Raw genomic sequence first — 24,052 nt, 5'->3', positions numbered from 1 at the left:
CCTCTCGTTAATTATTGAGAATAATTATTAGTTCACCCTCAGGCTGCGGATATAACATTCTGAACCGCAGCTATTTGTGAATCTTTTCACAGTTTAAATTCCCCCACACGCTTAGCCTTAATATTAGTACGTTATATTTACCCAAAATAATTTGAGTTGCAGAAAGGTGCGATGTTGCAGCACATGCCACTTGAAGTATTGCGGGTAAAACAGGCGTTCGCCTTAATTACCCATAGCATTAAGGAAGATCACATGCCGCAACAAAATTATCTGGATGAACTCACTCCGGCTTTTACGCCTTTACTGGCGATTAAAGAAGCCTCCCGCTGTTTATTATGTCACGACGCGCCCTGCAGCCAGGCTTGCCCGGCGCAAACCGATCCGGGGAAATTTATTCGCTCAATCTATTTTCGTAATTTTAAAGGTGCTGCCGAGACAATTCGCGAAAATAATGCCCTTGGTGCCGTTTGCGCCAGAGTGTGCCCTACGGAAAAATTATGCCAGAGCGGTTGTACCCGTGCGGGTGTCGATGACCCCATTGATATTGGTCGCTTACAACGTTTTGTTACTGATTTTGAACAACAAACCGGAATGGAAATTTATCAACCAGGCAGCAAGACGCGCGGTAAAGTCGCGATTATTGGTGCTGGTCCTGCCGGATTACAAGCCAGCGTGACGCTGACCAATCTGGGCTACGACGTCACAATTTATGAAAAAGAAGCGCAGCCCGGTGGCTGGTTGTGTAACGGTATTCCGCAATTTCGTTTGCCGCAGTCGGTGCTGGATGCGGAAATCGCTCGCATCGAAAAAATGGGTGTAGCCATTAAGTGCAACTGTGAAATTGGCAAAACGCTTTCGCTGGAACAACTGAAAGCAGAAAACCGCGCAGTGCTGGTCACCGTGGGGTTATCGAGCGGTTCTCGGCTGCCGCTGTTTGAGCATAGCGACGTTGAGATCGCCGTCGATTTCCTGCAACGCGCGCGTCAGGCACAAGGCGATATCCGCATCCCGCAAAGCGCATTAATTATTGGCGGCGGCGATGTCGCGATGGACGTTGCCAGCACGCTGAAAGTTCTCGGCTGCCAGGCGGTGACCTGTGTGGCGCGCGAAGAGTTAGATGAATTTCCGGCAAGCAAGAAAGAGTTCACCAGCGCCCAGAAATTGGGGGTATCGATTATTGATGGCTTTACGCCAGTGGCGGTAGAGGGCAATAAAGTTACCTTTAAACATGTTCGTTTGCCGGGTGAACTGACAATGGCTGCGGACAAAATTATTCTCGCCGTCGGTCAACATGCCGAACTTACCGCTTTTGCGGCGCTGGAGCCGAAGCGCAACATCATCGAAACGAAAAATTACCAGACTCGCGACCCACAACTGTTTGCCGCTGGCGATATTGTTGAGGGCGACAAAACCGTGGTTTATGCCGTGAAGACCGGGAAAGAAGCCGCCGAGGCGATTCATCACTATTTAGAGGGAGCTTGCTCATGTTAACGAAAGATCTTTCTATTACCTTTTGCGGCGTGAAGTTTCCCAACCCGTTCTGCCTCTCTTCTTCGCCGGTCGGCAACTGCTACGAGATGTGCGCCAAAGCCTACGACACCGGCTGGGGCGGCGTGGTGTTCAAAACGATCGGCTTTTTTATCGCCAACGAAGTTTCGCCACGTTTTGATCATCTGGTGAAAGAAGATACCGGTTTTATTGGCTTCAAAAATATGGAGCAGATTGCCGAACATCCCCTGGAGGAGAATCTGGCCGCTTTGCGTCGGTTGAAAGAAGATTACCCTGACAAGGTGCTGATCGCCTCGATCATGGGGGAAAATGAGCAACAATGGGAGGATTTGGCGCGTCTGGTGCAAAAAGCAGGCGCCGATATGATCGAATGTAATTTCTCCTGCCCGCAGATGACCTCTCATGCGATGGGGAGCGATGTCGGGCAAAGTCCGGAACTGGTAGAAAAATATTGTCGTGCGGTGAAACGCGGTTCCACGCTGCCAATGCTGGCGAAGATGACGCCGAATATCGGTGATATGTGCGAAGTGGCGCTGGCGGCGAAACGCGGCGGCGCAGATGGCATTGCGGCGATTAACACCGTCAAATCCATCACCAATATCGATCTTAATCAGAAAATTGGTATGCCGATCGTCAACGGTAAATCGAGTATTTCCGGTTATTCCGGTAAAGCGGTGAAACCAATCGCCCTGCGCTTTATTCAGCAAATGCGTACCCATCCGGAACTGCGTGATTTCCCGATTAGCGGTATCGGTGGTATTGAGACCTGGGAAGATGCAGCGGAGTTTTTATTACTCGGCGCGGCGACGTTGCAGGTGACCACTGGCATCATGCAGTACGGTTATCGCATTGTGGAAGATATGACGAGCGGGTTGTCGCATTATCTTGCCGATCAGGGGTTTGATTCATTGCAGGAGATGGTTGGCCTGGCGAATCATAATATTGTCCCGGCGGAAGATTTAGACCGCAGTTATATCGTCTATCCCCATATTAATCTTGATAAATGTATCGGCTGTGGGCGCTGTTATATTTCCTGCTACGACGGTGGGCATCAGGCGATGGAATGGGATGAGAAATCGCGCACGCCGCACTGTAATACCGAGAAGTGCGTCGGTTGTCTGCTTTGCGGTCATGTCTGTCCGGTGGGTTGTATTGATCTCGGGGAAGTGAAGTTTAAGAAAGGAGAAAAAGAACACCCGGTAACGTTGTAGAACCAGCGTCGCATCCGGCATTTTGCACCTGTCGCCGGATGCGGCGCGAACGCCTTATCCGGCCTACAAAACCACACAGATCATGATGTTATGTGCATTTATGACCGAATGCGAGCCACATTCATATCACTTCTTACGCGCGTATTTCAGTGAATCCAACGCCACGGCGAAGATAATAATCGCCCCTTTGATGATGTACTGCCAGTACGGGTTTACGCCGATGTACGTCAGGCCATAGTTGATGACCGTAAAGATAATTACCCCGGTCACCACGCCAATCACCGTCCCCACACCGCCGCTGAACGATACGCCGCCTACCACGCACGCCGCGATAGCATCCAGCTCATACATAAAGCCGAGGTTGTTGGTGGCAGAGCCGATACGTCCGGCTTCTAACATCCCGCCGAAGGCATAGAACACACCAGACAACGCGTAGATCATCAGCAGGTTCAGGCCGACGTTGACACCAGATACTTTTGCCGCTTCCGGGTTACCGCCAATGGCAAAAATGTTCTTACCGAAGCGGGTTTTGTTCCACAACACCCAGACGAACGCCACCGCAATCAACGCGTAGAAGGTGATGTAAGAGAGACGGAAACTCCCCAGCGCGACAAAGCCCTGAGCAAAGGTAGAGAAGCCACTGTCAAAACCAGAAATTGGCGACGCCCCGACGAAATCGTAATAGAGCGAGTTGATGCCATAGACGATGATCATCGTGCCGAGCGTGGTAATGAACGGCGTCACGTTGAGATAAGCGATAATCAGACCGTTGATCAAACCGATCACCGCACCAATGGCACAGACAATCAGAATAACCAGCGCAATCGGCATCGTCGCCATTTCCGGGAACACTTTGTTGGCGTTATCCATGGACTGCAATAATGTCGCTGCCACCACGGCCGCCAGCCCTACTTGACGCCCCGCAGAAAGGTCGGTCCCCTGGGTGACAATTAACCCTGCCACACCGAGTGCGATAATAATACGCACCGATGACTGGGTGAGAATATTACTTAAGTTCAACAGACTTAAAAATGTTGGGTCCTGGAAAATAATAATCGCCAGCAAGACTAAAAGAACGACGTAAATACCGCCCTCTTTCAGGTAAGTAAGAAAACTTTTCTTATTTAACGCACTCATGGGAAGCCCCTAATCTTAAAGGTGCAAAGACGCAAGACGCAGAATTTCGTTTTGCGTTGTTGTTTTTGTATCGACAATTCCGGAAACGAGACCATTGCTCATAACCAGAATACGGTCTGTTATCCCTAACAACTCAGGCATTTCGGAGGAGATAATAATAATTCCCTTGCCTTTCTTAGCCAGTTCGGCAATTAACTGATAGATCTCAAACTTCGCCCCGACATCAATACCGCGCGTCGGTTCATCGAGCATTAATATTTCTGGTTGCGTTAGTAGCCAGCGACCAATAATCACCTTTTGCTGATTACCACCGGAGAGCGAACCAATTTGCGTCCGATGCCCCGGTGTTTTTACCCGCATCGAATCAATCACCCACTGGGTATCGCTTTTCATCCGCGAGTTATCCAGTAAACCAACTTTATTTTTGTAGTTGCGAATATTGGAAATTAACGAGTTAAAACCGATATCCAGATAGGCATAAATTCCCGTTGAGCGGCGCTCCTCAGTTACCAGAGCAAATCCGTGGTTTATGGCTTCGTTGGCATTATGGTTATTGATCTTTTTGCCGTGCAACGTAATGGTGCCAGCCGATTTCTCGCGAATACCAAATAACGTCTCAACAATATCGGTACGTTTCGCCCCCACCAGACCGGCAATACCGAGGATCTCCCCTTTATGTAGATCAAACGAGACATCACGAATCGACGGCTGGCGCAGTGACGTCAGGTTACGCACCTCGAGGATGACTTCGCCCGGCTTGTTTTCTTTGTCAGGGAAACGCTGGTTAAGAGAACGCCCAACCATCATGGCGATGATCTTGTCCATCGTCAGCCCTGCCAGCGGTTCGGTAGCGATCCACTGGCCGTCGCGCAATACGGTAACTTCATCACATAACTGGAAGATTTCTTCCATTTTATGCGAGATATAAACAATACCGCAGCCGCGCTCTTTTAATTTACGAATAATAGTGAACAGATGATTGACCTCTTTTTCGGTTAACGAAGAAGTCGGTTCATCCATAATCACAATTTTCGCGTTATAGGAAAACGCTTTGGCGATTTCGATCATCTGCATTTGCGAAACGGATAATGTGCCGACGCGCGCACGCGGATCGATATCAATATCCAGTTCGTCAAAAATCGCTTTGGTTTCGCGGTACATTTTGTCCTGATCGACAAACATGCCTTTGGTGGGATATCGCCCCAGCCACATGTTATCCATCACCGAACGTTGTAATACCAGGTTTAACTCCTGGTGTACCATCGAAATACCATTTTCCAGGGCTTCTTTTGCAGAATGGAAATCGATCTCTTTACCCTGGAATAAAATGGTGCCGGAGTCTTTTTGATAAATACCAAACAGGCATTTTAATAATGTTGATTTTCCTGCGCCGTTTTCCCCCATTAATGCATGGATAGAATGTGGCCGGACTTTTAAATTAACGTTATCAAGTGCCTTAACACCAGGAAAGGACTTGTTGATACCGCTCATTTCCAACAAGTATTCCCCGGAAGACGAAGCCGTTGAGCTGACCATATAATTTTACCTTGTTGGCCATACAATAAGGGCGCAGTAAACGACTGCGCCCAATCAGTCTTATTTCTTGCTGAATTCAGCCAGGTTGTCTTTATCTACGCCAACATAAGGAACGCGGACAACTTTATTGTCGATTTTCCAGTTGGTGCCATCAGCCGCACCTTTGCCATCGGCCAGGTTTTTCGCCAGATCAAAGGTCGCTTTCGCCTGGTTGTTAGCATCGTTCAGCACCGTGCCCGCCAGTGCACCGGATTTCACCAGTGCCAGAGCTTCTGGCAGCGCATCGACGCCAAACACCGGAATGCTGGACTTGTTGTGCGCTTTCAGTGCTTCTACCGCGCCCATTGCCATCGCATCGTTGTTAGCAATAACCACTTCGATTTTGTTGGCGTTCGGGCCAGACAGCCAGGCGTCCATCTTATCTTTCGCCTGAGCGGTGTCCCACATAGCGGTATCTAACTGTAACTGTTCAGTTTTAATGCCTTTGTCGTTTAGCTCTTTGATAACATAAGTGGTGCGCGCTTCTGCATCCGGATGGCCCGGTTCACCTTTCAGCAGTACGAACTGAATCTGACCATCTTTGTTGAGATCCCAACCCTGATTCGCCGCCCAGTGTTTAGCAATCAAATCGCCCTGAATAATGCCAGACTCTTTCGAGTCGGTGCCAACGTAGTAGGCTTTGTCGTAGCTATCCAGCGCCTTACGGGAAGGCTCTTTGTTGAAGAAAACGATTGGTACGTTTTGTCCGCGCGCTTTCTCAATCACTGTACCCGCAGCAGCCGGGTCAACCAGGTTGATTGCCAGCGCCTTCACCCCTTTCGCCAACAGCACGTCAATCTGATCGTTCTGCTTGGACTGGTCATTCTGTGAATCATTCATCAGCAACTGGACGTCTGGCGCGGCTTTCGCATCTTGTTCGATAGCCTTACGCACCACGGACATAAAGTTATCGTCATATTTATAAATCGTCACACCAATACGGGTATCAGCAGCGTGTGCAGCGGCACCGAATAACATGCTGGCCATCACAGCAGACAGGGTTAACACCTTCTTATTCATGGTATCTCCGGTTTTTCTTATGCAGGGTAGTGCTTGAGATAAATGCTCGGCGGGGCAGTATAGTTAATGAAGTGTTACTGAACGCCGAAGCTCACGTTTTAAAATTCGTTCTTCCATGTCCGGTAACGCTCCAGAAAACGGCTTTAATTGTTGTTATGACGCTATAGCCTCGATAAAAGTGATTATTCACTGTTACATATAGGTTACAACGTTAAAACGGTGCAATCATAGCTATCGCATTGTTAAGATACTGTGAAATCACTCACAGATTGAAAGCGGTTACATCGCCTGATTTGTTGAGTTAGTGATCGCCGCCGCATTCTGGCGTGTTGCGACAGAATGCCGACGCACTAACGTCGGCATAAAGCAGTGGCTGGCTCGCGGATCAATATTGCCTGCTGCGCCCTGCAAGGCCAGTTCGGTAGCTAATTTTGCCATCGAAGCAATGGGATAACGCACGGTCGTTAATTGCGGGTCGGTGTAACGGGCGATGGGGATATCATCGAAACCGATGATGGAGAGATGTAACGGAATCGCAATGCCATTATCTTTTAACGCCGTCAGTGCGCCAGCGGCCATATTGTCGTTATAAGCAAACACAGCAGTAAGTTGCAGATTGCGTCCCAGTAGCTCGACCATTGCCGCCTCACCGCCGGGCATGTCCGGCGTGCCGGTGCCAATCCAGCTTTCCGGCGGAACAATATCCTGCTCTTTCAGCGCACTCATCCAGCCTGCTTTGCGCATTGCGTCATCTTCAATGCCGTGGCTGGAAGAAAGATAACCGATGCGTTGATGCCCGTTATTCAGCAACATGCGCGTCGCCATTCGGGCACCGCTGAGATTATCCAGGCAAACGCAACGATGAGCGTAACCCGGTACAACGCGGTTAATCAGCACCATACCGGGAATGTTGTCCATAAACTGCGCCAGTTCGTCGTCGCTTAACGCTTTTGAATGAACAATCAACGCATTACAACGCTGGCGAATTAACACCTCGATGGCGTGACGCTCTTTTTCCGCTTCATGATAGCTGTTGCCAATCAATACATATTTCTGATGTTGTTGGGCAACGAGATCGACGGCTTTCACCAGTGCACCGAAAAATGCATCAGAAACGTCCATCACCACCACGCCAACGGTATCGCTCACCTGGGTTGCCAGCGCCTGGGCATTGGCGTTTGGTCGGTAATCCAGTTCACTCACGGCTTTCATTACCGCTTCACGCGTGTCCGCACTCACCAGAGTACTGTTATTTAGCACCCGGGAAACCGTTGCCACAGAGACGCCAGCCTGACGCGCTACATCACGAATGGTGATCATATTCACTACCTGTTGTGAGATTGCAGTAGGTTACTGCTTGCTGGCGGCTATTTTGTCAGCACTGAATACAGGACTTCGTGAATCGAGTCACAGCAATGGAAACGGTTACAGCCGTTTTGTTAATGAATGTGATCGAGATCGTTATCTTGATGTTTTAGACAATGCAGATCCGGCAGCTCGGAGGGTTAGCTGACGCCAGAGCCATTCTACCGGCCCCTGGCGGAAGTAACGTAGCCAGATAACAGAGAAGAGGATATTCGCCAGCCATACCGGAATAACAAACGCCAGCAATTCCAGACGGTCAAACTGCATAAATAAACCGAGATGATAAAACAGCGTGGTACAAATCAGCGTTTGTAACAGGTAGTTGGTCAGCGCCATCCGTCCGACGCAGGCGATCGCCAGCACCAGCTTAAAACAGCTTAATTGTGGCCAGTAGCCGAACAGCAACGACGCATAACCCATCGCCTGAAATGGCGCACTCAGTTCACGCGGCATCTGAAGTAAGAAGGCGCACCAGCGATACGCCCAGTCCAGCCGCCATTGTAGTGCGATAGCAGGAAGGTTAATCATCAGCCCAATCGCCACCAGCACAAAACCGGTACGGCGATAGTGGCGCAAGCTGTACTGCCCTTTCAGCCAACCGCTACGCATCAATGCCGCGCCAATTAGCATCATCCCCGCCAGTTGCCAGCCATACTGCGCACCCAGTGCCAGTAAACTGTTCCCTACTCCATCGGCACGGTTACTGATGGCTTCCACGCCGCCGTGAAGTTTCCAGTATTTTTCATACAAAATGGCGGACGCATCCGGCGTCCAGGCGCGACTGGTCTGGCTGTCAGAAATCAACCCCAGCAACAGCAAAACGCCAAGCCCTACCAGATACAACATGACGCCGGTATTAAACAGGCTTTTTACCGATGGCGCATCGCGCACCAGCCGCCAGCTGATTAAGCCCACCAGCCCGTAAGCCAGCAGAATATCGCCGTCCCAGAATAACAATCCGTGAACAAAGCCCAACAAGACTAACAGGGTGAGCCGCGACTGGATCCAGCGTCTGCCACGGGGCAGCAACATTTGCAGTCCCGCACCAAACAGCAGCGCAAAAAGCGTGAGGAATTTCACCTGGCCGATGAGATCGAGAAATGCCCATGTCCAGGCATCTTGCGACGTAATAGCGCCGTACCAGGCGGGATTGAGATAAGCCGCCTTTGGGAGTCCAAAGGCGCTGATGTTTAATAGCAGGATCCCCAGAATGGCGACGCCGCGAACAAAATCGAGCGTGACGTTGCGCTCCATGGTTCCTGCCTTTTAATCAGTTGTGATGACGCACGGCGCGCAGAAACTCGTGGCGCGTATTCTGACTGGATTTGAACAAACCACCGAGGGAGGTCGTTGTCGTGGCGCTGGTTGCATCGCGGATGCCACGCGCTTTCACGCAGTAATGCACCGCATCGATGGAGACCGCCACATTATTGGTGCCCAGCAGCGTTTGTAGCGCAATGAGAATTTGCTGGGTCAGACGTTCCTGCACCTGCGGACGCTGGGCAAAAAACTGCACAATGCGGTTAATTTTTGACAAACCGATCACCGAATCTTTCGGGATATAGGCCACCGTCGCTTTGCCATCAATAGTGACAAAATGGTGTTCACAGGTGCTGGTCAGGGTGATATCGCGCACGGTGACCATTTCATCGACCTTCATTTTATTTTCAATGAGGGTGATTTTCGGGAAGTTGGCGTAATCCAGACCGGAGAAAATTTCATCGACATACATTTTGGCGATGCGATGCGGTGTTTCCATCAAACTGTCATCAGCCAGGTCGAGATTCAGCAGCTGCATGATTTCGGTCATATGACCGGCAATAAGGCTTTTGCGCGTTTCGTTATCCATTTCATGCACGGGCGGGCGTAGCGGTGTTTCCAGTCCTCGCGCAACCAACGCTTCATGAACCAGGGCCGCTTCTTTACTGAGTGATGGCATTTATATTTTCTCCTGCAGGTGTGACGCCTCCGCCCTGCGTGGGGGCAAAGTTATTAAGCTGATTAGCAGCCTGATTATTGTGCGTGAGGTGACGCACATAATCCAGTATTCACAGCGATAATTATTGTAATTGCCGCTGCCTTTCAGCCGTAGATGTTAAAACATCGTTATGCATATGCGGAAGTGAAAGTTACTCACAACACACTGAATAAACGGTATGATGAAAAAATTGCAAACAACATAACAAGGAGCCACGCATGGAAATGCTCGAAGAGCACCGCTGTTTTGAAGGCTGGCAGCAACGCTGGCGGCACGACTCCAGTACCTTAAACTGTCCGATGACGTTCAGCATCTTTCTCCCGCCTCCCCGCGATAACGCCCCGCCGCCAGTGCTGTACTGGCTTTCGGGATTAACCTGTAATGACGAAAATTTCACCACCAAAGCGGGTGCCCAGCGCGTGGCGGCGGAACTGGGGATTGTACTGGTAATGCCAGACACCAGCCCGCGCGGCGAACAGGTTGCCAATGATGACGGCTACGATTTAGGCCAGGGCGCAGGTTTTTATCTTAACGCTACGCAATCGCCGTGGTCGGCGCATTACCGGATGTATGATTATCTGCGCGATGAATTACCGGCGCTGATTCAGTCGCAATTTAACGTCAGCGATCGCTGCGCCATTAGCGGTCATTCGATGGGAGGTCACGGCGCATTGATTATGGCGCTGAAAAACCCTGGCAAATACACCAGCGTTTCCGCCTTTGCGCCAATTGTGAATCCGTGCAGCGTCCCGTGGGGAATCAAAGCGTTTAGCGCCTATCTGGGCGAGGATAAAAATGACTGGGAGGAATGGGACAGTTGCGCGTTGATGTACGCCAGTAATGCGCAGAATGCGATCCCGACGCTTATTGATCAGGGCGATAGCGATCAGTTTCTTGCCGACCAGCTTCAGCCTGCGGTGCTGGCAGAGGCCGCTCGTCAGAAAGCGTGGCCAATGACGTTACGTATTCAGCCGGGTTATGACCACAGTTACTACTTCATCGCCTCTTTTATAGAGGATCATCTGCGCTTCCATGCGCAGCATTTACTGAAGTAAAACTTAGCCCGGTTCGCCGGGCACCTTCTCATCAGAAGCGATAATCCACCGCCATAAAGTAACGACGTCCGTCTTCGTTATAGCTGTAGTCGTCACGACTGAGATCTTTATCAGTCAGGTTCAGCACGCCCGCACGCAGTTTGACGTCTTTGGTCACCTGCCAGGCCGCGCCGGTATTCCAGATCGTATAGCCACCAGGCGTTTTGGCCGTATCACTGTCGGCACGTTTCTGTCCGGTATAGTGACCAGAAACATAGAATGACCAGTCTTCCAGCATCAGCGGTTTCCAGTCCAGCGTACCGTTAGCGGTATGGAACGGCAGGTCGGAAAGCGGTTTGTTTTCGCCATTGCTGACATCACGACCATCGTTGTAGGTGTAGTTGAGTGACAGCTTCCATTCGTCATTGAACGGAATTTTCAACTCAGTCTCCACGCCCTGAATTCGCGCTTTGTTAACGTTGTAGTAGCTGAATACCGGTATCCGTCGTCCGTTAGCGCCCGTTTCAAAACCGACAAAGTTCTGGTAACCCGGTGCAGCGTTAACGTCAGACGTGCGGCTGATGCTAATACGATCTTTCACATCGTTGCGGAAAACAGTCACGCTGGATTCAACCCCTTCCAGCCAACCATCTTCACCCATGTAGTAAAGCCCCAGTTCCCAACTTTCGCTGGTTTCTGGTTTCAGATCCGGGCTGCCGACAATTTTACATGCACCACGGCAGGAATTTGTCGTCCAGTCAGGGCTAAGCTGCAACAAAGAAGGCGCTTTAAAAGCCGTTGCCCAGCCACCTTTCACGGTAACGGTGTCGGTAGCGTTATAGACCAGATAGGCACGCGGGCTCCAGTGATCGCCGTAGGTTTCATGATCATCCATACGCACGCCGGTCGTCAGCGCCAGCGGCTCAAAGATCCGCCATTCATCTTCCACAAACAGCGCGTACTGGCTGGCAGACGTTTTGGTGCTGGTGCCACCGGTCAGGTTTACTGCATCACTAAGTTTATCGTGACGCCATTCACCGCCAACCGTGACAAACTGATTAATCGCCGTCAGCGGCAGCGTGTATTTGCCATCAACGGTATTGCTTTCAGAGGTAATTGGGCTGCTGTTGCCAGGGTTTTTGTTTTCGACTTTCTCGCCGTAATATTTCAGTTCGCTGGTGCCGTAATCCCAGCGACCATTATGGCTGACAGAGTAGTTCTGGCGTTCCAGGCGGTTTTTGTCCAGCGAGTCGGAATCACGATCCTGACGGTCGAAACCGTAACCGGCGGTAAAATCGTGATTTTGATTCGGCGTCCAAGCAAATTCGACATTGCCGTCGCGGCTGGAGAATCCTTCAATACGCGGTGTTTCTCCGGTATCAGTGGTGGTTGAGTTTTGCGGGTCATCCTTTTCACGTTTCGCCAGGCTGCCGTAGGCTTTCATTCCCAGCACACCGTCAATTAATGGCCCGCTGGTGAAGAACTGACCGTTGTACGTGTCACCACGATCGCGATGTTCCTGAATGGTGGTATCGACCGTAACAGTGCCCGTCCATTTTTGACCGATTTTTTTGGTGATGATATTGACCACGCCGCCAAGCGCATCAGAACCGTACAACGAGGACATCGGGCCACGTACCACTTCAATACGTTCGATGGAATCAACCGGGATCCAGTTCAGATCAAAGTCATTGTGGCGAAAGACAGCATTGCGGGAGTTAACGCGTTTACCATCGACAAGAATCAGCGTGTAACTGCTGTCCAGCCCACGAATACTGACGCCCTTGCGGTTATCCCCTTCGTTAGTCAGTTGTACGCCCGGCACTTCTTTGAGGACATCTTTCAGGTTCTGTACTGGTTTACGCTGCAGGTCTTCCTGGGTAATGACGCTGATACTGGCAGGTGCGTCTTTAAGGTTTTGTTCAACGGAAGATGCGGTGACAACCATCGTCTCGCCATCATCATCAACCGCCAACACAGGCCATGCACAAGAAATTGCGGACAAACACAGCCCGACCCGTACGAAAGGGTTCAACCTAAACATTCCATATCTCCATGAGGTAACTACGAAAATAAAATGGGTTATCGCTCACATCTTCTTCACGTCCCCTTGCGTACGGCAGCATCGCGGTGGACTTTTTATAGGCAGGAGATCACTCCAGAAAGCCTGAACAGCCTCTGATTTGTCAGCCTTTTTTGATTTCCGCGTAACAATAATGCAAACGATAACAATTATCAATTCAATTGTTAAATTTTATATCCGCATGAATATCAAGGAAAAGAAAAAGCCCTCTCGGTTGAGAGGGCTTAACAAGGAAGGGAGGAGACTTATTTCTTATCGTTCTGCGGGAACTTCATTTCGCTGTAACGCACGAAGTGGGTTCCTTTAATCAACTTGTAACCAAACCAGATGGCCAGGAACAGCGGGATACCTATATACGTTGCCGCTACGCCGCCCCAGTCGATGGTATCTTTCAGGAACGCCTCGTAGTTCTGGCCCAGGGTAATAATCAGACACAGAATGAAAGCGAAGATCGGTCCCAACGGGAAGAAGCCCGAACGGTACGGCAGGTCGTTAATGTCGTGTCCCTGCAATACATAGCCGCGACGGAAACGATAGTGGCTGATAGCAATCCCCAGCCAGGCGATAAAGCCTGTCATCCCGGAGGTGTTCAGCAGCCACAAATACACCGTCTGGTTACCAAACATGGAGGTCAGGAAACACAGACCGGCAATCACCGTCGTGGCATACAGCGCGTTACGCGGTACACCGCCACGTGACAGTTTGGCGAAAATACGCGGCGCTTTTCCGTCACACGCCAGGGTGTAAAGCATACGGGTAGATGCGTACATACCGGAGTTACCCGCCGACAGTACTGCAGTCAGAATGACCGCGTTCATCACCGCCGCCGCAGAAAGCAGCCCCGCGTGCTGGAACACCAGCGTGAACGGGCTGACGCTGATGTCTTTCACGTCGTTACGCAGCAGGCTTGGATCGGTGTACGGAATGATCAGGCTGATGATCAGAATCGCAAACACATAGAACAGCAGGATTCGCCAGAATACCTGACGCACCGCACGCGGAATATTTTTCCCAGGATCTTCAGATTCGCCCGCAGCAATACCAATCAGTTCGGTTCCCTGGAAGGAGAAGCCGACAATCATTGCCACACCGATCATCGCCGCAAAACCACCGGCAAACGGTGCTTCACCTATCGTCCAGTTGCTCCAGCCCACAGGCTGCGCGCCTTTGAAGATACCGATAATCATCATCACGCCGACGACGATAAAGATAATCACTGTTGTGACTTTGATCAGTGAGAACCAGTACTCCGCTTCACCAAAGCCTCTGACCGAAATGTAGTTCAGCAGGAAAATGACGCCAAGGAACAGCGCACTCCAGATCCAACCGGGAACATCCGGGAACCACCAGCTCATGACTAACTGCGCAGCCACCAGGTCAACGGCGATAGTCACCGCCCAGTTGTACCAGTAGTTCCAGCCCAGCGCGAAGCCAAAGCCCTCTTCCACATAGTTCTGACCGTAAGTCGCAAACGAACCAGAAACCGGCATATACGCCGCCAGTTCGCCAAGACTGGTCATCAGGAAGTAGACCATCAGGCCAATCAAAATATACGAGAGCAGCGCCCCGCCCGGACCTGCCTGAGAAATCGTTGCGCCAGAGGCAACAAAAAGACCCGTACCGATGGAGCCGCCAATGGCAATCATCGTCAGGTGACGCGCCTTTAATTCACGGCGTAAGCCCGGCGCTTCTGTTGTTTTAGTTTCGGAAACCATACAAAAATGCTATCCATCTTAAAAATGAGGCGCGATTGTAGCAGACGATTTGCAATCCTTCCGGTAGAAATGCGCTTTTATAAGAGACCTTCATGATCGCCCAGGAATTATAAGTAAAGCAGCCAATCTCTTTTCTGGCGAATGCATGACGCTGGCGCTGCGTCACGAAATCGACACAGCACCAGCATGTTCCTGTATCGCGACTTAACGCGGCACATTAGCGGGATCGCAATAGTCCAGAAAGCGCCGTAGCGCGTTGGAAAGGTGTTTTTGCCGATGATGAATACGCCACAACGTACGCATCAGGCGCGGTAGAGGGACAGCAACTTCACTTAATGTGCCAGCCTGTAATTGATCTTCTATTACCCGTCGCGACAGGCAGCTAATTCCCAACCCATGACGCACCGCGTGTTTGATAGCTTCGGAGTTACCTAATTCCATCGCCATCTCAAATTTCGGTAAATGCGACAGTAACAGATAATCGACAATCTCCCGCGTGCCGGAACCGCGTTCGCGTAGGATCCACGGCGCAGCGGCCAGTTGTTCTAAGGTGACCGGACCACGAGCCAACGGCGAAGTCGGCGCGGCGAAAACCACCAGCTCGTCTTCCAGCCACGGCTCAGAAATGATTTCAGTGCTGTGGCATGGTCCTTCAATAAAGCCAATATCAACGCGGAAATCCAGCACCGCCTGCATCACGTCCTGGCTGTTACCAACGCTAAGTTCAATCGGCAACTGCGGGTAATCATGGCGATAACGGGCGATAACTGCGGGCAGGATGTAATTACCAATGGTGCTACTGGCGTAGACACGAATCGCGCCGTTGTCTTCGCGAAACAGTTGTTCGATTTCGACGGCCTGTTCCAGCAACGCGAGCGCACGCGGGTAAAGCAGCCGTCCGTGCTCATTGACCACCAGTCTTTTACCCACGCGATCAAACAGTTGCACGCCTAGCTGCCCTTCCAGATCGGTCAACGCCGCGCTCACTGCTGATTGCGACAACGCCAGCATCACCGACGCCTGGGTGGTGGATCCACTTTTCAATACTTCTGCAAAAACTTCCAACTGTCGAAGGGTGATGTGCATAGTCGCTTACCACTTATAAAGATTAATTATAAATATATAATCAATTTTATTTTTAAACCAGTTAGTCGTAACCTTATGCCCGGATAAAGGAGAGGGTTATGACGAATATCACCTTACAGAAACAACATCGTACACTGTGGCATTTCATTCCGGGGTTAGCCCTGAGTGCAGTTATCACCGGGGTCGCCCTGTGGGGTGGTTCCATTCCCGCTGTTGCGGGTGCCGGGTTTAGTGCCCTCACTCTCGCAATCTTGTTGGGGATGGTTTTAGGTAACACAGTATATCCGCATATCTGGAAAAGCTGTGACGGCGGTGTGCTGTTTGCCAAGCAACATTTACTACGTCTGGGTATTATTCTTTACGGTTTCCGTTTGACGTTTTCACAAATTGCCGATGTCGGTATCAGTGGGATCATCATTGACGTGTTGACACTGTCCAGCACCTTCCTGCTGGCCTGCTTCCTGGGGCAGAAAGTGTTTGGCCTGGATAAGCACACCAGTTGGTTGATCGGTGCCGGTAGCAGTATTTGTGGTGCTGCGGCGGTTCTGGCGACTGAGCCGGTAGTGAAAGCGGAAGCCAGTAAAGTGACCGTGGCTGTTGCAACCGTCGTTATCTTCGGGACCGTCGCGATTTTCCTCTACCCGGCGATATATCCGCTGATGTCTCAATGGTTTAGTCCGGAAACTTTCGGTATCTACATTGGTTCTACTGTGCACGAAGTGGCGCAGGTGGTGGCGGCAGGTCATGCCATCAGCCCGGATGCAGAAAACGCAGCAGTTATTTCCAAAATGCTGCGCGTGATGATGCTGGCTCCGTTCCTCATCCTGCTGGCGGCACGTGTTAAACAGCTGTCTGGGGCTAATGGCGGCGAGAAAAGCAAAATCACCATTCCGTGGTTTGCCATCCTGTTCATCGTGGTTGCCATCTTTAACTCGTTCCACCTGTTACCGCAGAGCGTGGTGAACATGCTGGTAACGCTGGATACCTTCCTGCTGGCAATGGCGATGGCGGCGCTGGGTCTGACTACTCACGTCAGCGCGCTGAAAAAAGCCGGGGCGAAACCTCTGCTGATGGCACTGGTACTGTTTGCCTGGCTGATTGTTGGTGGTGCTGCGATTAACTATGTAATTCAAAGCGTCATCGCATAAACCACTACATCTTGCTCCTGTTAACCCGCTATCATTACCGTTTTCCTCCAGCGGGTTTAACAGGAGTCCACACATGAAATACATTGGAGCGCACGTTAGTGCTGCTGGCGGTCTGGCAAATGCCGCAATTCGCGCCGCCGAAATTGACGCAACCGCGTTTGCCTTGTTCACCAAAAATCAACGTCAGTGGCGTGCCGCCCCCCTCACGACACAGACCATCGATGAATTCAAAGCCGCCTGTGAAAAATATCACTACACGTCGGCGCAAATTCTTCCCCACGACAGTTATCTGATTAACCTCGGACATCCGGTCGCTGAAGCCCTGGAAAAATCACGCGATGCGTTTATAGATGAAATGCAGCGTTGCGAACAACTGGGACTTTCTTTGCTCAACTTCCATCCTGGCAGCCATCTGATGCAGATTTCAGAAGAGGATTGCCTTGCGCGCATTGCGGAATCCATCAACATTGCGCTGGATAAAACACAAGGCGTGACAGCGGTGATTGAAAATACCGCCGGTCAGGGCAGCAACTTAGGGTTTAAATTCGAACATCTCGCGGCGATTATCGACGGTGTGGAAGATAAATCCCGCGTTGGCGTCTGCATTGATACCTGCCATGCTTTCGCAGCCGGGTATGATTTGCGTACTCCTGCCGAATGCGAAAAAACGTTCGCGGATTTTGCCCGTATTGTCGGCTTTAAATATCTGCGTGGGATGCACCTCAACGATGCGAAAAGCACCTTTGGCAGCCGCGTTGACCGCCATCATAGCCTCGGTGAAGGCAATATCGGTCATGATGCGTTCCGCTGGATCATGCAGGACGACCGTTTCGACGGCATTCCGCTGATCCTTGAAACCATCAACCCGGATATCTGGGCAGAAGAGATCGCCTGGCTAAAAGCGCAACAAACTGAAAAAGCGGTAGCCTGAAGATGAATAACCGGGAAAAGGAGATCCTTGCAATTTTACGGCGTAACCCGCTGATTCAGCAGAATGAAATTGCTGACATGCTGCAAATTAGCCGTTCGCGCGTTGCGGCGCATATTATGGATTTAATGCGCAAAGGGCGGATTAAAGGCAAAGGTTACATTCTCACTGAGCAGGAATACTGCGTAGTGGTGGGGACAATCAATATGGATATTCGCGGGATGGCGGATATCCGTTATCCGCAAGCAGCTTCTCATCCCGGTACGATTCATTGTTCGGCAGGCGGCGTTGGGCGCAATATCGCCCACAATCTGGCATTGTTAGGCCGCGACGTCCATTTACTCTCGGTGATTGGCGATGATTTTTATGGCGAGATGCTCTTAGAAGAGACGCGCCGTGCCGGGGTGAATGTCTCTGGTTGCGTTCGTTTACATGGTCAAAGCACATCGACGTATCTGGCAATTGCCAATCAAGACGAACAAACCGTATTGGCGATTAATGATACCCATCTGCTGGAACAGTTAACGCCGCAATTATTGAACGGATCACGTGATTTACTTCGTCATGCGGGCGTGGTACTGGCAGATTGCAACCTGACTGCCGAGGCGCTGGAGTGGGTCTTTACCCTCGCCGATGAAATCCCGGTATTTGTCGATACCGTTTCAGAATTCAAAGCGAGCAAAATCAAACACTGGCTGGCGCATATTCACACCCTGAAACCCACTTTGCAGGAACTGGAAATTTTATGGGGAAAGGCGATCACCAGCGATGCTGACCGTAATGCCGCAGTGAATGCGTTGCATCAGCAAGGTGTTCAGCAACTGTTTGTTTATTTGCCCGATGAATCCGTTTATTGCAGCGAAAAGGATGGCGAGCAATTTTTGCTGACTGCGCCAACGCATACGACGGTGGACAGTTTTGGTGCCGACGATGGTTTTATGGCAGGCCTGGTGTATAGCTTTCTGGAAGGAAACAGTTTCCGTGACAGCGCCCGTTTTGCGATGGCCTGCGCGGCAATTTCGCGCGCCAGCGGCAGCATAAATAACCCTACCCTGTCTGCCGATAACGCGCTTTCATTAGTGCCGATGGTGTAACAATGCTGCCGGATGCGACGCTTGACGCGTATCATCCGGCCTTGTTATCAACACTTAGTGGGTTTTGATGTAGCCGCGCACGCACTCTTCGACTAATCCCCAGAACCAGTCGGTATCGATGGTGATGCCGACTTTGGTATTAGCGGGCTTGCCGAGAACGCCCAGCTCGTCGCAGACGGTACGCCCGTAGCAAGGGCCGCTGTTGACGTCCACTTCGACGTACATTTCCTGGGTTTTAATACCATCAGGGTTGATTAGATAACCGATACAGGTGGCGTCATGCACCGGACCGCCAGCCAGGCCATAGTTTTCGAACTGCGTTTTGAGAGTGAAGTTCATGATGTCGCTGAACAGCTCGCCAGCAGGGCCGCCCGCCCTTTCCATCCGCGCAATCACATCCGGGGTACACACGGTCTGGTTAGTGAGATCGAGGCCCATCATCACCAACGGAACGCCGGAGGTGAACACCACGCGTGCGGCTTCCGGGTCGGCAAAGATGTTGAACTCGGCAGACGGCGTGAAGTTACCTGTTCCGTAAGCGCCACCCATCAGCACAATTTCACGGATTTTTGGCAGGATCGCCGGTTGCATACGCATCGCCACGGCGATGTTTGAAAGCGGCCCTACCGGCACCAGAGTGATATCGCCTTCACTTGCCATCAGGGTATCAATGATGTATTTCACCGCATGGGTGCTTTCTGCCTGACGAGTCAGCGGTTCGAACACCGGGCCATCCAGACCGGTTTCGCCGTGAATATTATCAGCAACAATTTGTTTACGCATAATGGGCTGCGGCATCCCTGCATAAACCGGAACATTAATCTCCAGTTTCTGACAAACATTCAGGCCATTAATTAATGTTTTATCAAGCGTCTGATTACCCGCCACAATGGTAATACCTAATAAATCAATCGCCGGATGTTTCGCGGCCATCATTATGGCAATAGCATCATCATGACCCGGATCACAATCCAGAATAATTTTTCTCTTTTCCATTGTTTATTTCCCCTGTTTCAAGTTGCGTTATTTTTTCTACAGCAAAGAAAATTCGACCGGCCGATGATTGAATCTTAACAACAGCGTACGTATGCTAAATATGAGAAATCTCATAGCGGATAAACATCGTGAAAGAAATCCACAATAATGAACTTAAACAGCAACTGATTGGTGAGTCCGCATTTAATGAGTGCTTTTCAACGGATGTTTCAGCCGATACGCGGCTGTTTCATTTTTTAGCGCGTGACTACATTGTGCAGGAAGGGCAACAGCCGTCCTAGCTGTTTTATCTGACGCGAGGCCGCGCCAGGCTTTACGCCACGCTTGCCAATGGACGCGTGTCGCTGATTGATTTCTTTGCCGCGCCCTGTTTTATTGGCGAGATTGAGTTAATCGATAAAGACCATGAACCGCGTGCGGTGCAGGCTATTGAAGAGTGTTGGTGTATTGCGCTCCCCATGAAACACTACCGCCCGCTATTATTAAACGACACGCTATTTTTACGAAAACTCTGCGTCGCCTTAAGTCATAAAAATTATCGCAATATTATTTCTTTAACTCAGAATCAATCATTTCCGTTAGTGAATCGCCTGGCAGCATTTATATTACTCTCGCAGGAAGGTGAACTTTATCACGAAAAGCATACGCAAGCGGCAGAGTATTTAGGCGTTTCTTACCGACACCTTTTATATGTTCTCGCACAATTCATTCACGACGGTTTATTAATTAAAAATAAGAAAGGGTATCTGATTAAAAACAGAAAGCAGTTGTTGGGACTGGCGCTGGAGATGGACCCGGAGAATAAATTCTCCGGGATGATGCAGTAAAAATTATTTGCAATAGCGCGATAGCCGGATGCGGCGCTTGACGCGTCTTATCCGGCTTACAAATCGAGCATTACGCCAGCCCAATAAAGAACCCGGCAATGGTCGCACTCATCAGGTTGGAGAGCGTAGCCGCTGCCAGCGCACGTAATCCAAGCTGGGCGATTTCCGGCGCGCGTTTTGGCGAAATAGCCGAGAACGCCCCAACGACAACACCGATAGAACCAAAGTTAGCGAAACCACAAAGCGCAAAGGAGATAATGGCAACTGTTTTCACGTCCAGCGTGCCGCCCGTTTGCAGATATGGCGAGAAACTCAGGTAAGCGACAAATTCGTTAATCGCCAGTTTCTGACCAATCAGGCTACCCGCAAGATTGGCATCACTCCAGTCCACGCCCATGATCCACGCCAGCGGTGCCAGCACATAGCCAAAAATACTTTCGAGAGAGGCATTGGCAAAACCAAACCAGCCGCCAATTCCACCGATAATGCCGTTGATCAGCGCAATAATCGCCACAAACGCCATCACCACCGTCGCCACACCTGCGGCAATTTTCAGTCCGGTCATCGCACCGCTTGCCGCTGCTTCGATAAAACTTTTTGGCGGCGTTTCGCTGAACGACAGGTTTTCAAATGTCACCTGCGAAGGCTCGGTCGCCGGGCTAAGAATACGCGCAAACAAAATACCGCCGGGGATCGCCATCAGCGATGCAGCTAACAGATAGTCAATCGGCACACCCATTCCGGCATAACCAATCATCATCGAACCGGCAATAGATGCCATGCCGCTACAAATTGCGGTAAACAACTCGTTGCGATTCATGCGATCAATAAACGGTTTAACGATCGCCGGGATCTCGTTTTGCCCAAGGAAAATGGTGGTGACCGCGACAAAAGATTCTATTTTGCTGATGTTGAGGGCTTTCTGGAAAATACTGCCAAGAATGCGGATCAGCAGTCCCATCACGCCAATGTAGTACAGCAGACTGATGAGCGCAGTAACGAAAATAATCGCCGGAAGTACGCGAAAGGCGAAGATAAAGCCCGCGCCATCAAACAGGACATCCATTTTCGGCCCCACCAGCGAACCAAAAATAAAGGCGCTACCCGCATCGCTGTAGGACATGACTTTATGGACGCCCAATGCTGCCTGTTCTACCGCCCATTTTCCCGGTGGGAAGTAGAGCATAATGCCGCCAATGGCGATTTGCAGCAGCAGCGCGGCTCCAACCGTGCGCAAACTGATGCTCTTTTTATTCACTGACAACACAAACGCTATTGCCAGTAACACCACCATCCCCACAACACTTCTCATTATATCCATAATGATTTCCCTTCATGCCCGTAAACCCGGCGCCAGCGCCAGGTTTCGGTATGTATGATGAGTACGGGCGACGGCTTTCTGCCCGTCAGAAATTAACCCGCGAGACGCTGGTATTCTTTGGCAATTTCGCTCGCCAGAATGGCGTTGTTAAACACCAACTGGATGTTGGATTTCAGGCTGTCACCGCCAGTCAGTTCAGCAACGCGCGCCAGCAGGAATGGCGTACTTTCTTTACCAATGACTCCCTGAGCTTCAGCTTCATCTACCGCCTGATCGATCGCCGCATTGATAGTGTGTTCCGGCATAGCAAACTGTTCCGGGATCGGGTTCGCTACCACGAGGCCACCGTTCAGCCCGCTTTGCCATTTCACCGCCATTGCACGGGCAATTTCACTGGCGCTGTCGAGACGAATGCTGACGTCAAACGGGCTGGTGCGGCAGAAAAACGCAGGCAATGCTTTGGTCTGATAACCAATCAACGGCACACCGAAAGTTTCTAAATATTCGGTGGTTAAGCCTAAATCGAGAATAGATTTTGCTCCGGCACAAACTACGGTGACATTAGTGTGCGCCAGTTCCTGTAAATCGGCGGAAATATCGAAAGTATTTTCCGCCCCGCGATGAACACCGCCAATACCGCCGGTGGCAAATACTTTAATTCCTGCAAGCGCAGCAATAATCATGGTGGAAGCAACGGTGGTTGCACCATTTTTTCCGGCAGCAACAACAAAAGGTAAATCGCGACGGCTAACTTTCGTTACGTTATGTCCTTCACGACCCAGCAATTCAATTTCTTCTTTGCTTAAGCCCACTTTCATCACGCCGCCAATAATAGCGATAGTGGCTGGTACAGCGCCCTGTTGACGAATAGTTTCTTCTACTTCAATTGCGGTCTGGGCGTTTTGCGGGAACGGCATCCCGTGAGAGATAATGGTCGATTCCAGCGCCACAATCGGTTTTTTGTTTTTTAAAGCGTCCTGCACTTCCGGGGAAATTTGTAATAATTCAGGGGAAATTTTTAATTCAGACATTCTGCGTTCTCCACTAACGATATAACGTTGGCAATCGATAAATCGGGGTTATTGGTGTATTCACAGGAGAGCGCCATTGACGAACATCCCTGTGCGAAACGAACAGATTCGGCAAACGGCATTCCGTCTACCCAACACGAAGCAAGTCCCGCCATCATGGCATCGCCCGCTCCGGTAACATTAATGACATTGGTTTTAATCGGTGCAGACCAGCCGTTTTCGCCGCTGATATCACTGTAATAAACACCATCGCCACCCATGCTCAGAACCAATCGGTTCAGGCCATGTTGATGGAACCAGGCGGCAACCTTTGCCACATCTTCACTTCCGGAAAGCGCAATCCCGCTCAGGGTTTCTGCTTCCAGACGGTTTGGCTTCAGGGTGTGAATTTGACTTAATCGCTCACGTACTTTGACGCATTTCCAGGCCGAAACCGGATCGACAAATACCGGTACGTCGGCGGCATTGTCCAGAATCCAGACCAATGCCTCTTCACTGATATTACAGTCTGCGACAATGACCTTAGCCCCCTGAATAAATTCACGGTGCTGTGCGAGATATTCCGCTGAAATACAGTTGCTAATATTCATGTCATTTATAGCAACCAGCATTTCACCGGTATTATCGAGTAATGATAAATAGCTCGACGTATTTTCCCCTGGCACAATCAGACATTTATCGACATAAACGCCGGATTGATTGGTTTGCGTTAGCAGCGATTGACCATAAAAATCACTGCCTACTGCGCTCAGTAGCCAGGCTTTATTCCCCAGCAATGCGAGGTTTTGTGCGATATTGCGCCCTACTCCACCGGGAGTAAATTTTATTTTCCCTGGATTTGAATCCGCATAGTTTAATGATTCATGTGAATATCCGGCGACATCAATATTCGCCGAACCTATAATTACGACATAATCCTTTTCGCGCATAGCACGTCCCCTGGTAAAAAATTACCAACTCTGTCAATCCACAAGAATATAGGTACTGCAAAGAC

The 24,052-nt window shown here is 50.5% G+C and carries 19 protein-coding genes and 1 pseudogene; 7 read left to right on the top strand and 13 right to left on the bottom strand.

The genetic code is table 11. The annotated features are described in order from the left end of the window. The first annotated feature begins 252 nt into the window (after positions 1 to 252). Positions 253 to 1,491 carry an NAD(P)-dependent oxidoreductase gene (locus A7589_RS00815; RefSeq protein WP_016231820.1) on the top strand — a complete coding sequence of 413 codons (1,239 nt, stop codon included), beginning with the start codon at positions 253 to 255 and terminating at the stop codon, positions 1,489 to 1,491. After that, positions 1,485 to 2,720: an NAD-dependent dihydropyrimidine dehydrogenase subunit PreA gene (gene preA / locus A7589_RS00810; protein WP_000956052.1), complete on the top strand. Its 1,236-nt coding sequence runs from the start codon at positions 1,485 to 1,487 to the stop codon at positions 2,718 to 2,720. Before A7589_RS00815 ends, preA begins: the two co-directional genes overlap by 7 nt. Before the next feature lie 126 nt (positions 2,721 to 2,846). Here preA and mglC read toward each other — a convergent pair whose 3' ends face one another. The 6 genes from mglC to folE all read right to left on the bottom strand — a co-directional run bounded on the left by mglC (position 2,847) and on the right by folE (position 9,756). Continuing rightward, positions 2,847 to 3,857: a galactose/methyl galactoside ABC transporter permease MglC gene (gene mglC / locus A7589_RS00805; protein WP_001275118.1), complete on the bottom strand. Its 1,011-nt coding sequence runs from the start codon at positions 3,855 to 3,857 to the stop codon at positions 2,847 to 2,849. Positions 3,858 to 3,872: 15 nt separating this feature from the next. After that, positions 3,873 to 5,393 (bottom strand): galactose/methyl galactoside ABC transporter ATP-binding protein MglA, encoded by a 1,521-nt coding sequence (mglA, locus tag A7589_RS00800; RefSeq protein ID WP_000255011.1) that lies wholly within the window; start codon positions 5,391 to 5,393, stop codon positions 3,873 to 3,875. Between the two features lie 60 nt (positions 5,394 to 5,453). Then, a complete protein-coding gene (mglB, locus tag A7589_RS00795) occupies positions 5,454 to 6,452 on the bottom strand; it encodes a galactose/glucose ABC transporter substrate-binding protein MglB (protein WP_001036961.1) in 999 nt (332 codons plus the stop codon). 279 nt (positions 6,453 to 6,731) lie between these two features. Continuing rightward, the gene (galS, locus tag A7589_RS00790; RefSeq protein WP_000628678.1) at positions 6,732 to 7,772 is read right to left on the bottom strand and encodes an HTH-type transcriptional regulator GalS; all 1,041 of its coding nucleotides are present in this window, start codon (positions 7,770 to 7,772) and stop codon (positions 6,732 to 6,734) included. A 141-nt stretch (positions 7,773 to 7,913) separates the two neighbouring features. After that, positions 7,914 to 9,071 carry a DUF418 domain-containing protein YeiB gene (gene yeiB, locus A7589_RS00780; RefSeq protein WP_000440936.1) on the bottom strand — a complete coding sequence of 386 codons (1,158 nt, stop codon included), beginning with the start codon at positions 9,069 to 9,071 and terminating at the stop codon, positions 7,914 to 7,916. A 16-nt stretch (positions 9,072 to 9,087) separates the two neighbouring features. Further along, positions 9,088 to 9,756, bottom strand: a complete 669-nt coding sequence (gene folE, locus A7589_RS00775; protein WP_001139613.1) for a GTP cyclohydrolase I FolE — start codon at positions 9,754 to 9,756, stop codon at positions 9,088 to 9,090. Positions 9,757 to 10,013: 257 nt separating this feature from the next. Between folE and yeiG the strand changes: the two genes are divergently transcribed. Further along, the gene (gene yeiG, locus A7589_RS00760) at positions 10,014 to 10,850 is read left to right on the top strand and encodes an S-formylglutathione hydrolase (RefSeq protein WP_000425476.1); all 837 of its coding nucleotides are present in this window, start codon (positions 10,014 to 10,016) and stop codon (positions 10,848 to 10,850) included. A 31-nt stretch (positions 10,851 to 10,881) separates the two neighbouring features. Here yeiG and cirA read toward each other — a convergent pair whose 3' ends face one another. The 3 genes from cirA to yieE form a co-directional block, all read right to left on the bottom strand. Beyond that, a complete protein-coding gene (cirA, locus tag A7589_RS00755; protein ID WP_000489285.1) occupies positions 10,882 to 12,873 on the bottom strand; it encodes a catecholate siderophore receptor CirA in 1,992 nt (663 codons plus the stop codon). 284 nt (positions 12,874 to 13,157) lie between these two features. Beyond that, positions 13,158 to 14,627: a lysine-specific permease gene (gene lysP / locus A7589_RS00745; RefSeq protein WP_000253268.1), complete on the bottom strand. Its 1,470-nt coding sequence runs from the start codon at positions 14,625 to 14,627 to the stop codon at positions 13,158 to 13,160. Between the two features lie 204 nt (positions 14,628 to 14,831). After that, on the bottom strand, positions 14,832 to 15,713 hold the full coding sequence (gene yieE, locus A7589_RS00735; RefSeq protein ID WP_000548303.1) for a DNA-binding transcriptional regulator YeiE: 882 nt from the start codon (positions 15,711 to 15,713) through the stop codon (positions 14,832 to 14,834). A gap of 98 nt (positions 15,714 to 15,811) precedes the next feature. Between yieE and A7589_RS00730 the strand changes: the two genes are divergently transcribed. The 3 genes from A7589_RS00730 to A7589_RS00720 all read left to right on the top strand — a co-directional run bounded on the left by A7589_RS00730 (position 15,812) and on the right by A7589_RS00720 (position 18,883). Beyond that, a complete protein-coding gene (locus tag A7589_RS00730; protein ID WP_000182062.1) occupies positions 15,812 to 16,861 on the top strand; it encodes a YeiH family protein in 1,050 nt (349 codons plus the stop codon). Between the two features lie 73 nt (positions 16,862 to 16,934). Then, complete coding sequence (gene nfo / locus A7589_RS00725) at positions 16,935 to 17,792, top strand: deoxyribonuclease IV (RefSeq protein WP_000873880.1); 858 nt, start codon at positions 16,935 to 16,937, stop codon at positions 17,790 to 17,792. A 2-nt stretch (positions 17,793 to 17,794) separates the two neighbouring features. After that, positions 17,795 to 18,883: a sugar kinase gene (locus A7589_RS00720; protein ID WP_105282577.1), complete on the top strand. Its 1,089-nt coding sequence runs from the start codon at positions 17,795 to 17,797 to the stop codon at positions 18,881 to 18,883. 54 nt (positions 18,884 to 18,937) lie between these two features. On the opposite strand, the gene rihB is transcribed toward A7589_RS00720, so the two are convergent. After that, entirely contained in the window at positions 18,938 to 19,879 is a 942-nt protein-coding gene (gene rihB, locus A7589_RS00715) for a ribosylpyrimidine nucleosidase (protein ID WP_000415411.1), read from the bottom strand. A gap of 128 nt (positions 19,880 to 20,007) precedes the next feature. Between rihB and A7589_RS00705 the strand changes: the two are divergent. Then, positions 20,008 to 20,706: pseudogene (locus A7589_RS00705) on the top strand (transcriptional regulator YeiL). Between the two features lie 70 nt (positions 20,707 to 20,776). Here the strand turns inward: A7589_RS00705 and A7589_RS00700 are convergent. From A7589_RS00700 to A7589_RS00690, 3 genes are all read right to left on the bottom strand, one after another. Continuing rightward, complete coding sequence (locus tag A7589_RS00700; protein WP_000353892.1) at positions 20,777 to 22,027, bottom strand: NupC/NupG family nucleoside CNT transporter; 1,251 nt, start codon at positions 22,025 to 22,027, stop codon at positions 20,777 to 20,779. Between the two features lie 92 nt (positions 22,028 to 22,119). Next, positions 22,120 to 23,058 (bottom strand): pseudouridine-5'-phosphate glycosidase, encoded by a 939-nt coding sequence (psuG, locus tag A7589_RS00695; RefSeq protein WP_001292438.1) that lies wholly within the window; start codon positions 23,056 to 23,058, stop codon positions 22,120 to 22,122. Continuing rightward, a complete protein-coding gene (locus A7589_RS00690; protein ID WP_001208149.1) occupies positions 23,046 to 23,987 on the bottom strand; it encodes a pseudouridine kinase in 942 nt (313 codons plus the stop codon). The genes psuG and A7589_RS00690 overlap by 13 nt, the downstream gene beginning before the upstream one ends. Positions 23,988 to 24,052 lie beyond the last annotated feature (65 nt).

This window comes from Escherichia sp. MOD1-EC6475, assembly GCF_003046645.1.
GTDB classification, from domain to species: domain Bacteria; phylum Pseudomonadota; class Gammaproteobacteria; order Enterobacterales; family Enterobacteriaceae; genus Escherichia; species Escherichia ruysiae.
This window is presented reverse-complemented; position numbering and strand designations above follow the sequence as displayed.

Bases quoted from the DNA above. Each gene is read 5' to 3' on its own strand.
- A7589_RS00815 (WP_016231820.1), top strand. From the start codon at position 253: ATGCCGCAACAAAATTATCTGGATGAACTCACTCCGGCTTTTACGCCT.
- preA (WP_000956052.1), top strand. From the start codon at position 1,485: ATGTTAACGAAAGATCTTTCTATTACCTTTTGCGGCGTGAAGTTTCCC.
- mglC (WP_001275118.1), bottom strand. From the start codon at position 3,857: ATGAGTGCGTTAAATAAGAAAAGTTTTCTTACTTACCTGAAAGAGGGC.
- mglA (WP_000255011.1), bottom strand. From the start codon at position 5,393: ATGGTCAGCTCAACGGCTTCGTCTTCCGGGGAATACTTGTTGGAAATG.
- mglB (WP_001036961.1), bottom strand. From the start codon at position 6,452: ATGAATAAGAAGGTGTTAACCCTGTCTGCTGTGATGGCCAGCATGTTA.
- galS (WP_000628678.1), bottom strand. From the start codon at position 7,772: ATGATCACCATTCGTGATGTAGCGCGTCAGGCTGGCGTCTCTGTGGCA.
- yeiB (WP_000440936.1), bottom strand. From the start codon at position 9,071: ATGGAGCGCAACGTCACGCTCGATTTTGTTCGCGGCGTCGCCATTCTG.
- folE (WP_001139613.1), bottom strand. From the start codon at position 9,756: ATGCCATCACTCAGTAAAGAAGCGGCCCTGGTTCATGAAGCGTTGGTT.
- yeiG (WP_000425476.1), top strand. From the start codon at position 10,014: ATGGAAATGCTCGAAGAGCACCGCTGTTTTGAAGGCTGGCAGCAACGC.
- cirA (WP_000489285.1), bottom strand. From the start codon at position 12,873: ATGTTTAGGTTGAACCCTTTCGTACGGGTCGGGCTGTGTTTGTCCGCA.
- lysP (WP_000253268.1), bottom strand. From the start codon at position 14,627: ATGGTTTCCGAAACTAAAACAACAGAAGCGCCGGGCTTACGCCGTGAA.
- yieE (WP_000548303.1), bottom strand. From the start codon at position 15,713: ATGCACATCACCCTTCGACAGTTGGAAGTTTTTGCAGAAGTATTGAAA.
- A7589_RS00730 (WP_000182062.1), top strand. From the start codon at position 15,812: ATGACGAATATCACCTTACAGAAACAACATCGTACACTGTGGCATTTC.
- nfo (WP_000873880.1), top strand. From the start codon at position 16,935: ATGAAATACATTGGAGCGCACGTTAGTGCTGCTGGCGGTCTGGCAAAT.
- A7589_RS00720 (WP_105282577.1), top strand. From the start codon at position 17,795: ATGAATAACCGGGAAAAGGAGATCCTTGCAATTTTACGGCGTAACCCG.
- rihB (WP_000415411.1), bottom strand. From the start codon at position 19,879: ATGGAAAAGAGAAAAATTATTCTGGATTGTGATCCGGGTCATGATGAT.
- A7589_RS00700 (WP_000353892.1), bottom strand. From the start codon at position 22,027: ATGGATATAATGAGAAGTGTTGTGGGGATGGTGGTGTTACTGGCAATA.
- psuG (WP_001292438.1), bottom strand. From the start codon at position 23,058: ATGTCTGAATTAAAAATTTCCCCTGAATTATTACAAATTTCCCCGGAA.
- A7589_RS00690 (WP_001208149.1), bottom strand. From the start codon at position 23,987: ATGCGCGAAAAGGATTATGTCGTAATTATAGGTTCGGCGAATATTGAT.